Source organism: Cognatundibacterium squillarum, assembly GCF_014652435.1.
GTDB lineage: Bacteria > Pseudomonadota > Gammaproteobacteria > Burkholderiales > Burkholderiaceae_D > Undibacterium > Undibacterium squillarum.
This window is the reverse complement of the sequence record NZ_BMYU01000003.1, coordinates 20473-33838: the sequence shown is the minus strand read 5'-3', so window position 1 is coordinate 33838 and position 13366 is coordinate 20473. Positions and strand designations below refer to the sequence as shown.

General features: G+C 53.1%; 15 protein-coding genes. 11 read left to right on the top strand and 4 right to left on the bottom strand.

The genetic code is table 11. The annotated features are described in order from the left end of the window. The first annotated feature begins 121 nt into the window (after positions 1-121). Entirely contained in the window at positions 122-610 is a 489-nt protein-coding gene (rfaE2, locus tag IE092_RS07250) for a D-glycero-beta-D-manno-heptose 1-phosphate adenylyltransferase (RefSeq protein WP_189356391.1), read from the top strand. Here rfaE2 and IE092_RS07245 read toward each other — a convergent pair. The 3 genes from IE092_RS07245 to IE092_RS07235 are packed head-to-tail and all read right to left on the bottom strand — an operon-like array spanning position 579 to position 4637. Then, positions 579-3293 (bottom strand): putative bifunctional diguanylate cyclase/phosphodiesterase, encoded by a 2715-nt coding sequence (locus IE092_RS07245; protein WP_189356390.1) that lies wholly within the window; start codon positions 3291-3293, stop codon positions 579-581. The genes rfaE2 and IE092_RS07245 overlap by 32 nt on opposite strands. A 34-nt stretch (positions 3294-3327) precedes the next feature. Beyond that, entirely contained in the window at positions 3328-3798 is a 471-nt protein-coding gene (trmL, locus tag IE092_RS07240; protein ID WP_189356389.1) for a tRNA (uridine(34)/cytosine(34)/5-carboxymethylaminomethyluridine(34)-2'-O)-methyltransferase TrmL, read from the bottom strand. Positions 3799-3833: 35 nt separating this feature from the next. After that, the gene (locus tag IE092_RS07235; protein ID WP_189356388.1) at positions 3834-4637 is read right to left on the bottom strand and encodes a ComF family protein; all 804 of its coding nucleotides are present in this window, start codon (positions 4635-4637) and stop codon (positions 3834-3836) included. A gap of 116 nt (positions 4638-4753) precedes the next feature. Between IE092_RS07235 and IE092_RS07230 the strand changes: the two genes are divergently transcribed. From IE092_RS07230 to IE092_RS07205, 7 genes are all read left to right on the top strand, one after another. After that, positions 4754-5668 (top strand): methyltransferase domain-containing protein, encoded by a 915-nt coding sequence (locus tag IE092_RS07230; RefSeq protein ID WP_189356387.1) that lies wholly within the window; start codon positions 4754-4756, stop codon positions 5666-5668. Between the two features lie 323 nt (positions 5669-5991). Continuing rightward, positions 5992-7164 (top strand): cytochrome c oxidase subunit II, encoded by a 1173-nt coding sequence (coxB, locus tag IE092_RS07225; RefSeq protein WP_189356386.1) that lies wholly within the window; start codon positions 5992-5994, stop codon positions 7162-7164. Positions 7165-7187: 23 nt separating this feature from the next. Then, positions 7188-8783: a cytochrome c oxidase subunit I gene (gene ctaD / locus IE092_RS07220; RefSeq protein ID WP_189356385.1), complete on the top strand. Its 1596-nt coding sequence runs from the start codon at positions 7188-7190 to the stop codon at positions 8781-8783. A gap of 45 nt (positions 8784-8828) precedes the next feature. Continuing rightward, positions 8829-8936, top strand: a complete 108-nt coding sequence (locus IE092_RS18785; protein ID WP_229793087.1) for a cytochrome oxidase small assembly protein — start codon at positions 8829-8831, stop codon at positions 8934-8936. Between the two features lie 6 nt (positions 8937-8942). Beyond that, positions 8943-9527, top strand: a complete 585-nt coding sequence (locus IE092_RS07215; RefSeq protein ID WP_189356384.1) for a cytochrome c oxidase assembly protein — start codon at positions 8943-8945, stop codon at positions 9525-9527. After that, positions 9524-9739, top strand: a complete 216-nt coding sequence (locus IE092_RS07210; protein ID WP_189356383.1) for a DUF2970 domain-containing protein — start codon at positions 9524-9526, stop codon at positions 9737-9739. The genes IE092_RS07215 and IE092_RS07210 overlap by 4 nt, the downstream gene beginning before the upstream one ends. Before the next feature lie 51 nt (positions 9740-9790). Further along, positions 9791-10651, top strand: coding sequence for a cytochrome c oxidase subunit 3 (locus IE092_RS07205; RefSeq protein WP_189356382.1), 861 nt, complete (start codon positions 9791-9793; stop codon positions 10649-10651). Positions 10652-10694: 43 nt separating this feature from the next. Here IE092_RS07205 and IE092_RS07200 read toward each other — a convergent pair whose 3' ends face one another. Continuing rightward, positions 10695-10895: a twin transmembrane helix small protein gene (locus IE092_RS07200; protein WP_189356381.1), complete on the bottom strand. Its 201-nt coding sequence runs from the start codon at positions 10893-10895 to the stop codon at positions 10695-10697. A 50-nt stretch (positions 10896-10945) separates the two neighbouring features. Here IE092_RS07200 and IE092_RS07195 point away from each other — a divergent pair, with 50 nt between their 5' ends. Genes IE092_RS07195 through IE092_RS07185 form a run of 3 tightly spaced genes read left to right on the top strand, consistent with a single transcriptional unit; the run spans position 10946 to position 13366 of the window. Further along, a complete protein-coding gene (locus IE092_RS07195) occupies positions 10946-11686 on the top strand; it encodes an SURF1 family protein (protein ID WP_189356380.1) in 741 nt (246 codons plus the stop codon). After that, a complete protein-coding gene (locus IE092_RS07190) occupies positions 11646-12284 on the top strand; it encodes an SCO family protein (RefSeq protein ID WP_229793086.1) in 639 nt (212 codons plus the stop codon). Before IE092_RS07195 ends, IE092_RS07190 begins: the two co-directional genes overlap by 41 nt. Before the next feature lie 2 nt (positions 12285-12286). Beyond that, entirely contained in the window at positions 12287-13366 is a 1080-nt protein-coding gene (locus IE092_RS07185; protein ID WP_189356379.1) for a COX15/CtaA family protein, read from the top strand.

Here is a 13366-nt window from a genome sequence, read left to right as displayed (position 1 = left end):
TTTCCGGCCTGTCGCGGCGCGTGAACACCCGGCCAGCTGCACTCAGCCCTTCGGCAGCAGCCAGTAACAGGGCAGGGTGTACAATACGCGCCTCTTTTGACCTGCATTGGATGAGGGCGGTATGGCCAGTTTTGAACAAAAAATCAGTGATCGCGCCAGTCTGGCAGAACGTGTTGCCGCGCTGCCGCGTCCGGTGGTGATGACCAATGGTGTGTTTGATTTGCTGCACCGTGGCCATGTCACCTATCTGGATGAAGCGCGCCGTCTGGGCGCGTCGCTGGTGGTGGCGGTGAATACCGATGCATCGGTGCGTCGTCTGGGCAAAGGCGATGACCGGCCGGTCAACACCTGCGAAGACCGCTTAGCGGTGCTGGCAGCGCTGGAATCGGTCAGTCTGGTGGTGCCGTTTGACGAAGATACTGCGCTGGAAGCAGTACTGCAGGCAAAGCCGGATGTGTATGTGAAGGGCGGCGATTATCAGATGGATGCAATTCCGGAAGGGCAGGCGGTGCTGGCCTACGGCGGAAAAGTCGCCGCGATCGCGTTTGAACACGACCGTTCCACCACCCGCATTCTGGCTAAGGTGCGCATGCACAGCAAGGCAGACTGAGAAAATCTGCCGCTGCGGAGGGCTTGCCGTACAGGTAGCCCTGCGCAAAATCGCAACCGGCTTCGCGCAGTAAATCCGCCTGCGCTGTGGTTTCCACACCTTCTGCAATCACTTTTAAGCCCAGTTTGTGCGCCATCATAATAATCGCTTCACACAGCGCATGATCGCTGTTATTGCGTTGCAGATTGCGCACGAAAGACTGATCGATTTTGAGGAAATCAATATCGAATTTCTTCAGATAAGACAGTGATGAATAGCCGGTGCCGAAATCATCAATCGCCACCTGCACACCGGCTGCGCTGAACTCCAGCAAGCGCTGCACTACTTTTTCACTGGCATCCAGCAGCAAACCTTCGGTGATTTCAATCGTGATGGCCTGTCCCGGTAATTGCTGCGCTTCCATCGCTTCCAGCCAGCGCTGATAACGGGCCGGATCTGACTGAAATTCCACCGGCGACTGGTTAATGCTGATCTGAAATTCCGGGTCCAGCGATTGCCGCCATTGCGCAACCTGATGCAAGGCCTGATCGAATACAAAATCACCGATTGCGGTAATCTGACCGCTGCTTTCTGCCAGCGGAATAAATTCCAGCGGACTGATCCAGCCTTTCTGCGGATGCTGCCAGCGTATCAGCGCTTCGGCCTTCACGGCTTTGCCGGTTTGTAATGCCACAATCGGCTGATACACCACATGCAGTTGCTGCTCCTGCAGTGCGTAGCGCAAATCATTGCTCAGACGCATGCGGGCCAGCGCAGCGGTCTGCAGACTCGGTGTGTAAAAGCTGTAACGGTTGCGTCCGCCCGCTTTGGCCGCATACATTGCCTGATCTGCCTGTTTGATCAGATCATTGACGGTTTGTGCGTCTTCCGGAAAGCGGGTGATGCCGATACTGGCAGATAAGAATATCGTTTCACCGCCGATCTGAAATGGTGCACTGATGCTGGTAATCATGGCAGCGGCAATCTGCTCGGTACGCTGCGGGTCGGCCAGGCTGCGCAGTATCACCATGAATTCATCACCGCCCAGCCTTGCCACCATATCCTTGCGGCTGACGCAGGCTGCCAGCCGAGCGGCGGCTTCCTGCAGCAAACGGTCACCGGCAGCATGGCCGAGCGTATCGTTCACTTCTTTGAAGTAATCCAGATCAATGAACAGCACAGCAAACCGGTTGCGGCGCTGCTTACGGTGCACCAGCATTTTTTCCAGCTGGTCATACAGCATGCGCCGGTTCGGCAGCGACGTCAGCGTATCGAAATGCGCCTGCTGCCAGATCAGGGCTTCTGCCTGTTTGCGTTCGGTGATGTCAGTGACCGTACCCAGCATCCGCAGCGGATTACCGTCAGCGTTCCATTCGACCACAGCGCCCACGGATAAAATCCAGACCCAGTGCCCCTCTGCATGGCGCTGGCGGAATTCGGCGCGGTATTCCGGGGCTTTGCCGCTCACATAATGGCGGAATGCACGTTCGGAATTACGGAAGTCGCCCGGATGCAGACGTGCTATCCAGTTTTCCCGGTTTTCCACGAAATGCGCATGGTCGTAGCCCAGCATGCGCGCATATTCTGCGCTGACCACGGCTGTGCCGTAGCGCAGATCCACATCATACGTTCCCTGATGTGTGGCAGATAAAGCCATGCGCAAACGTTCTTCGCCTTCACGTAATGCAGCTTCGGACCGTTTGCGTTCAGAAATATCGGTATGCGTACCGACCACGCGCAATGGCTTGCCTTCCGCATCGCGCTCCAGCACCATGCCGCGCGTCAGCACCCATTTCCAGCTGCCGTCTTTACTCTGTACCCGGTGTTCGTTGATGTACATCGGCGTCTGGCCGGAGAAATGGGCTTCGCGGGCTGCGCGCATTTCAGCCAGATCATCAGGATGGGTGCGGCGGTCCAGTTCTTCCGGATCGCTCTCCAGATCTGCGCGGTCGTAGCCGTAAATTGCCAGCAGACGGTCTGATAAATATTCGACACCGGCTTGCGGATACCAGTCCCATACACCGTCGCCGGACACTTCCAGCGCGCGCCGCCAGCGTTCTTCGGTGTGCTGCATGGCTTGCACTGCCGCCTGATAACGGCTGATGTCGTGCACGATCATCAGTTTGTGTCCATCGGCGGTCAGATCAGATGCCGCTTCCAGTTGCAGGGTGCGCTCTTTCCAGGTCAGTCTTTGCTCACGGCTACCGGCAGCAACCGCTTGCATCAGCGGCCCCAGTTCGCGCAGCAGTGCTGGCGGAAACACCGCTTCCCAGCGTTGCGGCAAGGGTGGAACATTACGTAACTGCAGCCAGCCGCGCAGTGTCTGGTTCAGGTGATAAATGGTCTGGCTGTCCAGTTCTATCATGCCCAGTGGCAGATGGTCGGAGAAGCAGCGTTCAGCCGTAGGCGTTTCCAGCCATTCCAGACTGCCGCACAATTGTCCGTGCTGCAGGCAGCCTCCGATCAGACGGAGTTGTCCCTGTAAACTAATGCCGGACGGTATCAGCGTGGTATCGAACCCGTCGGCACCGGACTGGCTGATCAGTGTCATCCACTGGCGAACCAGTTCAGTTCCCAGTCTGGCTTGCAATTGTTCCGGCGTGCAGGGCTGGTCCGGCGCTATTTGCAGCCACTGTGCGCAAGCCGGCGACAGCGTGAACTGCTGTTGTGCCGCATGCCAGATCCAGACGCCACTGATATTCAAATGCAGACTCCGCGCAAATTGTTAACGGATAAGGTCAGGCGCCACCGGCGTAACCATGTTGCCGCCATGCCTCGTACACGACTACTGCGACTGTATTCGATAAATTCAGACTGCGGTTGCCTTCACGCATAGGAAGACGGATACGTTGTTTTTCAGGGAAAGAATTTCGCAGATCCGGTGCCAGTCCACGGGTTTCAGAACCGAAAATAAAGTAGTCGCCCGCAGCAAATGCCTGTTGTGCAAACGGCGATGAACCGTGCGTCGTCATTGCAAACATACGGTCCGCAGCCGGTTTTTCAGCTTCCAGAAAAGCCTGCCAGTTACTGTGAACTTTCATGGTGGCATAGTCATGGTAGTCCAGACCGGCCCGTCGCATTTTGGCATCATCCAGCGGGAAACCGAGTGGTTCAATCAGATGCAGTTGCGCGCCGGTATTCGCGCACAAACGGATGATGTTGCCGGTATTTGGCGGGATTTCCGGTTCGACCAGAACGACGTGAAACATAATTCTCCTTCAGATTCTGCAGGCAGAAGCGCCGCTTACAACGCATCGCCGGGGGACGGTGTGCGCGCTGCCAGCAACACACTGACGCGCCTTGCACCGTTTAACTTCAGCATTGTAGCGATTTCATGCAAAGTCATGCCAGAAGTCATAACGTCATCGACCAGCGCAATATGTCTGCCCGCAGGCAGTACGCCTTGTTCCGCACGCCAGCCGAATGCATGTTGCAGATTCTGACGCCGTTCTCTGAGCGGCAAACTGGCTTGTGGCGCGGTATCACGTAAGCGCAGTATGGCATCCGGCCATAGTTCAACGCCGGACAGGCGACTGAGCGGTCTGGCAATTTCCAGCGCCTGATTAAATCCGCGTTGCTGCAATCGTTGTTTGCTTAAGGGGACAGGAATCAGACAGTCCGGCGCGTCATCCTGCCAGTAGTGCGCAGGTATTGCATCGAATAATTGTTGTCCCAGCCAGCCTGCGAGTGCAGTACGGTGTCCGAATTTCAGCGCAAGGATTAACTGATCGGCCGGCGCGCGGTAACAGAATCCGGTAAAGCTCCGATCAAATGCCGGCGGATGCCGCAGACATTGTCCGCAGACGGCAGCGGGTGCAGACATTGCAACCGCACAGCGCGGGCAGCGCTGCACCCGGCGCAGTACCGTCGTTTCCCGGCACTTGTCACATACAAGTCCCGTACTATCCTGTTGACAGAGCAGACAGGCTCCCGGTATCTGCAATGCCAGTTCCCGTCTGATACCGGAGAGCAGGGCGCGTCCGCTCTGCAGTAAGCGGTAGCGCAGAGAGTGCGGTTCGGTTGTTGCCGGATGGAGCAAGTCGGCCATGTTTTCTCAGCAATGGGTAAAGGTAAGTTCAGCACGCTTGGCAGACAGCGTGTAAACTGCCCGCCATCTGGCTGATCCATGGGAGGTTAGCGCAGTTTTTTCATGATTGATTTGTTATGTTGAGTTCTCCGATTGATTTGCAACAGGTTCGCCGGCTTTTTTCTGATCCGCAACGCAGTGCCGGTACCGATTTTCTGCGCCGTGAAATAGCCGGCCGTATGCGTGAGAAACTGGAGCTGGTCAAAATTCAGCCGGCCTGTGTGCTGGATGCAGGCTGCGGCGCAGGTGCAGATTTACCTGAGCTGCAACGCAGCTATCCTGATGCACTGGTCATCGGCCTGGATGCGAGTCTGGCCATGCTGCGTTCCGGGGAGCAGGCGCGTGGCAGCGCACGTCAGGTGCTGGGACGTTTTCTGTCGCGTCTGACACCGGCCGCATTGCGACCAGAGCCAGCACCGGCGCTGATCAGCGGTGATTTTGCGAATTTACCGCTGGCGGCCCGCAGTGTCGATCTGATCTGGTCGAATCTGGCATTGCACTGGCATCCGCAGCCGCATGCACTGTTCGCGGAATGGCGTCGTGTGTTGCGGACTGAGGGCTTATTAATGTTTTCCTGTTTTGGCCCCGATACGCTGACCGAAGTCAGGGCTGCATTTGCGGAAGCCGACCCGTTTCCGCACACGCTGCAGTTTGTGGATATGCATGATTTTGGCGATATGCTGATCGAAAACGGTTTTTCCACACCGGTCATGGATATGGAAAAACTGACCTTGACCTATGAGCATCCGCAGGCTTTACTGGAGGACGTGCGTGCGCTCGGCGGTAATCCGCTGGACAACCGTTTACGCGGACTGACCGGTCGCGTCCGTTATCAGCGCTTACTCGATGCACTGGAAAAACAGCGCCGACCGGACGGACGTTTGCATCTGACAATTGAGGTGGTGTACGGCCACGCATTCAAGCCGGTGCCGAGTAAAACGGATGCCGGTGAAGCCATCATTCGTTTCGACTTACCCCGCAAGCCGCGCTGATCCGGTCTCTCGGGAGTCTGCGTGAGGATTTTTTCCACAGGCATGATGCGCTGCAAAATATCCGCTTCTTTATTTTCTGCTATTGCCTGCTGCACTGCGAATTGCAGTGCAGCATATCCCTGAGATTTCCCTGTTTCTGATCTGCATCAGTGTCACATTTGCGTCAGCGCAATGTTAAACAGGCAGGTTTTTGCTTGCTCAGAATTTTATTTGCCTCCTATACTGGTGACGTTGTTCAAGTTGCCAGCACGCAGTTTGGATTCATGGTTTTTCGCGTTCTGGTGAACGTTTCATAAAAAACTAAACAGGGTTTTGGGGAAATCATGATCAGTGCAAAACGATGTCAGTCGTTCTTGCTGGGCGCTGCTGTGCTTGCGACCAGTCTGCCTGCCTTGGCGACCGGAGACAGTCAGGGCGGCCCTGCAATACGTCAGCTCAATCTGCAGGCGCCGGTGACAAAAATCGCAGAGGATATCTACTCTTTGCACAACTTAATGCTTGGCATCTGCCTGACAATTTTCGTAATTGTCTTCGGTGTCATGTTCTATTCCATCATCGCTCACCGTAAATCGGTCGGGCATAAAGCGGCCACTTTTCACGAATCCACCAGCGTAGAAATTGCCTGGACAGTCGTCCCTTTCATCATTGTGATTCTGATGGCGCTGCCTGCCACTAAAACCGTAGTTGCGATGAAAGATACTTCCAGTCCCGACCTGACGATCAAGGTAACGGGGATGCAATGGAAGTGGGGTTATGACTATCTGAAAGGTGAGGGCGAGGGTATTTCTTTCCTGTCCACACTGGCGACGCCGCGTACCCAGATCGGTGCCCCGGGCGTTCTTCCTACAGAAGCCCGTACTGATAATTATCTGCTGGAAGTGGATAACCCGGTTGTTGTTCCAGTCAATAAAAAAGTACGCCTGATCACCACTGCAAATGATGTGATTCATTCATGGACGATTCCGGCATTCGGCGTAAAGCAGGATGCAATTCCCGGTTATGTACGTGACACATGGTTTAAAGCAGAGAAGACCGGTGTCTATCGTGGCCAGTGCGTGGAATTGTGCGGCAAAGAGCATGCATTCATGCCGATTGTTGTGAATGTGGTCACTGAAGAGGAATACAAGAACTGGGTCGCCACTAAGAAAAAGGAAATGGCAGCGAAAGCGGATGATCCGGCCAAAGTCTGGACACTGGATGAGTTGAAACAGCGTGGTGAAAAAGTGTATGCCGCAAACTGCGTGGCCTGCCATCAGGCGACCGGCAAAGGTATTCCGGGGGCGTTCCCTGCACTGGAAGGCTCTGCGGTTGTTACGGGGCCTAAAGCAGCGCAGATCGGTATTTTGCTGAATGGTAAAAATGCGATGCCAGCCTGGAAGTCGACATTGTCTGATACAGAAATTGCAGCTGTGATTACCTATACACGCAACAGCTGGTCAAACAAAGCTGCAGAAAATCTGGTTCAGCCTGCCGAAGTGCTGGCTGCACGTAAATAATTCAGATTCGCCGGAGAGACACGATGAGTTCCACGACTGTACCGCACTCCCACGATCATGCGCATGACCACGCGCACGATCATCCTCACGGCTGGCGTCGCTGGCTGTTTGCCACTAACCATAAAGACATTGGCTCTTTGTATTTATGGTTTTCATTCACGATGTTGCTGTCCGGCGGTGTGCTGGCCCTGCTGATTCGCGCTGAATTGTTTCAGCCCGGTTTGCAGGTCGTGCAGCCGGAGTTATTCAATCAGCTGACCACCATGCATGGACTGATTATGGTGTTCGGCGCGATCATGCCTGCGTTTGTTGGCTTTGCAAACTGGATGATTCCATTGCAGATAGGTGCATCCGATATGGCTTTTGCGCGGATGAATAACTTTTCATTCTGGCTGATGCCGCCTGCCGCCATTTTGCTGGTGTCTTCTTTCTTTGTTCCGGGTGGTGCAACTGCTGCCGGCTGGACTCTGTACGCACCACTGTCCACACAGATGGGGCCGGGGATGGATATGGCAATTTTTGCCGTCCACATCATGGGTGCATCGTCGATTATGGGGTCGATTAATATCATCACCACCATTCTGAATATGCGTGCTCCGGGTATGACACTGATGAAAATGCCGATGTTTTGCTGGACCTGGCTGATCACCGCGTACTTACTGATCGCGGTTATGCCGGTACTGGCTGGTGCGATCACGATGACGCTGACTGACCGTCACTTCGGTACTTCTTTCTTTAATGCAGCAGGTGGCGGCGACCCGGTGATGTATCAGCACATCTTCTGGTTCTTCGGACATCCTGAAGTGTATATTATGATTTTGCCTGCGTTCGGCATTATCTCTCAGATTGTGCCTGCCTTTGCCCGTAAGCCATTGTTTGGCTATGCATCGATGGTATATGCAACAGCATCGATTGCGATTCTGTCGTTTATCGTCTGGGCACATCATATGTTCACAACCGGTATGCCGGTGACGGCACAGTTGTTCTTCATGTATGCCACCATGCTGATCTCGGTGCCGACCGGCGTCAAAGTGTTCAACTGGGTCGCCACCATGTGGAAAGGGTCTATGACCTTTGAAACGCCGATGCTGTTCGCTGTCGGTTTTATCTTCGTGTTCACCATGGGCGGATTTACCGGACTGATTCTCGCGGTAACACCGATTGATATTCAGTTGCAGGACACGTATTACGTCGTCGCCCATTTCCACTATGTGCTGGTGGCGGGATCACTGTTCAGTCTGTTTGCCGGTTTCTATTACTGGGGACCGAAATGGACAGGTTTCATGTACAACGAATTCCGCGGAAAAGTGCACTTCTGGGGTTCGCTGATCACGTTCAATATCACGTTCTTCCCTATGCATTTTCTGGGGCTGGCAGGTATGCCACGCCGTTACGCTGATTATCCTGCGCAATTCACTGACTGGAATGTGGTCGCAACGGTCGGTGCATTCGGCTTTGGTCTCATGCAGGTGTATTTCCTTTTGTTCGTGGTATTCCCTGCAATTCGTGGCGGTAAGCCCGCACCGGCCAAACCATGGGAAGGCGCAGAGGGACTGGAGTGGACGGTACCAAGCCCTGCACCGTTCCATACGTTTGAAGAGCCGCCTGAGTTCCGTTAATCCACGTCCGGCCCCGGTCGGGGCTGGTTCTCGCAGGAGTATCTGATGGACGCGAAACATTTACAGCAAAAGAACCGGCGTACAGCGATGATGCTGGGAGTGCTCGTACTGATTTTTTTTGCCGGTGTTGTGATTAAGCAGTTTTTGCGCTGAGTACGTATGTCTGATCCATCTGACAAATCCTTATTACAGAAACTAAATCGGACGATGATGGGGAAGTTACTCGTCATCGCAGTGCTGATGTTTGGTTTTGGCTATGCACTGGTGCCTGTATATAGAGCAATTTGTGAGGTGACCGGTATTAACCTGCTGACACCGAAAGATATTTCTGCGAAAGAACTGAGTAACTCTCAGATTGACCGCAGTCGTGAAATTCTGGTGGAGTTTGATGCTAATACGCAGGGACCATGGCGTTTTCGTCCGGTGCAATCGTCCATGAAAGTGCATCCGGGTGAAATGCACCAGATTGTGTACGAAGTAGTCAATCAGCAGCCATATCAGATGGATGCTCAAGCGATTCCCAGTTATGCACCACAGCAGGCAGGTCAGTTTTTTAAAAAAATGGAGTGCTTTTGTTTTCAGCAGCAAACGCTGGGACCAAAAGAAGCGAGGCAAATGCCGGTCGTGTTTTTTATAGATCCGGCAATTCCGAAAGATGTGAAAACGATTACGCTGTCTTACACATTTTTTGATATCGGTGGAAAAACAAAAACGGCTGCGGCATCAGGAGCAGATAAATCATGAGTGACCTGAAGTCAGCCAGCCAGCGCAAGCTTTCGTTTGGCACCACAATCAAGGCTGTTTTATGGTCATTCCTGGGAATTCGTAAGAAGGGCGATTATGAATCGGACGCAGCAAAACTGAATCCGGTGCATGTCATTCTTGCAGGACTGATCGCAGCGGCGGTGTTTGTGCTGACGCTGATCTGGATCGTTCATTTAGTTGTACAGAAATGAAAACTGTTCATAAAAAATCGATTTTAAGATGTGCAATCAGGGAGACTAACCATGAGTGCTTCACGTTCTAATGCCCCTTATTACTTTGTTCCCGGACCATCGCGATGGCCAGTGCTGGCGGGGCTGTCTTTATTGCTGACGATGATAGGTGCGTCTGCCTGGGTGAATCATGTTTCCTGGGGCAGCTATGTGAATATCGCGGGCGTCATGCTGACAGTTATTGTGATGTATAACTGGTTTGGCGATGCGATTTCAGAATCTGAATCCGGTAAGTACAGCGCACGTATTGATGTGTCTTATCGCTGGAGCATGAGCTGGTTTATTTTTTCTGAAGTGATGTTTTTCGCAGCTTTTTTCGGGGCATTGTTTTATGCGCGCAGTATCAGTATGCCGTGGCTTGCTGATATTGATCATAAGTTACTGTGGCCGGACTTTTCTGGGCAGTGGGGCAATGCCGGGCCAGCAGGAACTGTGGATGCATTCACCACCATGGGGCCTTTCCCGATTCCCACGATTAATACCGCTTTACTGCTGACTTCCGGCGTGACGCTGACGATTTCGCATCATGCTTTACGTGCCGGTCAGCGTGGAAAAACAGCATTCTGGTTATTTGCGACGATTGCACTCGGTGCAGTATTTATCGGTTTCCAGGCTTATGAATACATTCACGCATATCATGAGCTGAATCTGAAACTGACATCGGGTATTTACGGCTCAACATTCTTTATGCTGACCGGATTCCACGGATTTCATGTGACGCTTGGTGCAATTATGCTGGGTGTCGTCTGGTTCCGCGTAATGAAAGGCCATTTCACGCCTGAGCAGCATTTTGCTTTTGAGGGGGCTGCGTGGTACTGGCACTTTGTCGATGTGGTCTGGCTGGGCTTGTATATCGTGGTTTACTGGATGTAATTCAGACAGAGAATTCAGGCACTGCCTGTTCGCAGTGCCTGATTCAGCGCAGTCCTGTAGGCTGTATCCAGCCAAGTTTCGCTGCAATCAGTATGCAGATAAATAAAATTATTGAGAAGCCGACACGCAATGCCAGCGCACTGACAGTGCGGTTCGTCTGACCTTTATCTTTCATCATAAACATCAGCGCTGAGGCCAGACTGCCGATAATGCACAAAAACGCAATCGCGATCAGAATTTTCATCCAAACTCCGGTAAGCTGTTATTGAACAGGCAAACCGATTGTATCTCCGAATGCGTATCTCTTTCCGATTCCGAATCATTCCCGCACTGATTTGTCTCACTCTGTTGTTGCTCGGCCTCTCACTGGCAAGGTGGCAATGGAGTAAAGCAAATATGCGTGAAGAACAGGCGCGTCAGTTACAGCTGCGTCAGGCTCAGACAGCAACAGATGCAGTCAGTTTCGGGCTTTCAATGCCAGAGGATTACACACCGGTATTTGCTGAGGGCGAATGGCTACCGGAGTGGACGGTATATCTGGATAATCGTCCGCTGGCAGGGATTTCAGGCCGGATCGTGCTGATGCCCATGCGTTTGAAACTATCCGGTAACGTTTTGCTGATTGCGCGCGGATGGCAGGCGCGTGATCCGAAGGATCGTTTGCACGTGACAATACCGCCTGCTCCCGCAGGGCTTGTCCGGGTCAGTGGTTTTGTCAGGCATCAGTTAGACCGTGTTCTGCAATTGGGGGAGGCACCAGCGGTTACGCAAGGAGCTCTTTTACAAAATCTTGATACCGCAACATTCCGGCAAGCCAGTGGTCTGCCAGTGTTGCCATGGGTACTGCAGCAAACCAGCGAACCATCAGCGGGATTGCAGCTGCACTGGAGTAGTGTCGGGAATGGTGCTGAGCGGAACCGTGCTTATGCATGGCAGTGGCTGGCATTAAGTGCCTTGTCTTTGATTTTTTTTGCTATCTTTACGATCCGAATTCATGACTCCACAATTCAGCACAGGAAATCCGGCAGCGAATGAAGCAGGTGCGATAAAACCGGCTTCCGGCCGCTCCCGACTGACATTATTTCTGGTGATTGCAGTCTGCGCAGCACCGGTGATTCTCTCTTATTTGTCGTATTACTGGATCAAACCCGAAGGTCGTACGAATTACGGTACTTTGCTTGATCCGCGCCTTTTTCCAGTGCCTGCTATGATGCTGTCCCGTGTGGAAAATAATGCGCCGGCACAAATTCAGGATACTCAGGGTAAATGGCGCATGCTGATGGTGACGGATGCTCCCTGTACCCGCGTGTGTGAAGAGACCTTGTATCAGATAAGGCAGTTACGCTTAATGCAGGGTAAGGAACAAAGCCGCATTGAGCGTATCTGGCTGATTACAGACCAGTATCAGCCACCAGCTGTGCAATTACAGGCTGTCGCAGGTATGCACGTGTTGCGTGCGGAGGCAGCACCGCTGCATCAGTGGTTGCCGGTTGAGGCAGGAAAAACGCCGGTGATGTACTGGTATCTGATGGATCCGCTTGGCAATCTGGTGATGCGGTATCCACTGGGCGCTGATACGGTAAAGATCAAAAAAGATTTGAGTAAATTATTAAAAGCTTCTGGTATAGGTTAGGCATGATTGTAGAACTGGGACTGATTTTTCTGGCGGTTGCCTGTTTGCCCCTGGCAGTGATTTTTTTCTCGCGGGTACCGGACAGAAGACGCAAATTGCTGACGGTCACCGTAGCACTGACGTTTGAACTGATTATGTTCGGTGCATTTACGCGCCTGACCGATTCCGGGCTCGGTTGCCCGGACTGGCCGGGTTGCTACGGAGAATCAAACCCGTTTATGGCGCACGAAGAGATCCGGGATGCGGAGGCACTTGCACCGCACGGACCAGTCACCGTCAGCAAAGCCTGGATAGAAATGATTCACCGCTATCTTGCCGGCAGCCTTGGTATTCTGGTGATTGCACAGCTATGGCTGGCCTGGAATGAATATAGAAGACGCGGCACGTCGTATGCTTGGAATCTGGCAATGCTGGCACTGATCCTTGTGCAGGGCGCCTTTGGCGCCTGGACAGTGACACTCAGGCTGCAGCCTGTCATTGTCACCACGCACTTGTTATTAGGTATGCTGCTGCTGGCCGGGCTAACCATTTCGTGGATGTTGTATGACTGCAGGCAATACTGGCGTCCATGGCAGTTGCCAGTCTCAGGATTAAGATGGCTGGCACCTTTGGCAATGATAATTTTATTTTGCCAGATTGCTCTGGGAGGCTGGACCAGCAGTAATTACGCAGCACTGGCTTGTCCGGATTTTCCATCATGTCAGGGTAGCTTGATACCGGCGATGGACTGGCAGCATGGCTTCAGTTTGTGGCGGCCTCTGGGTAAGACAGTGCATGGTGAATATCTGACGTTTCAGGCACTGGTGGCGATACACTGGGCACACCGCAGTTTTGCCTGGGTCGCTGCGGCAGTGCTGCTGGGCACGGCGCTGCTACTACGCAGAATAAGTGGTGCTGAGCGGCTGGCGACCGGTTTAATTGTCGCTGTGATATTGCAAATTGCCATAGGAATATCAACCGTCTTGTTGTCGTGGCCTTTATTGCTGGCTGTTTTACATAATGGTATGGCTGCGGTGCTGGTCATATTGCTTAGCATGGTAAACTATCGCATCTGGCATGCAAGTCGTGCCGCTGCACATTGA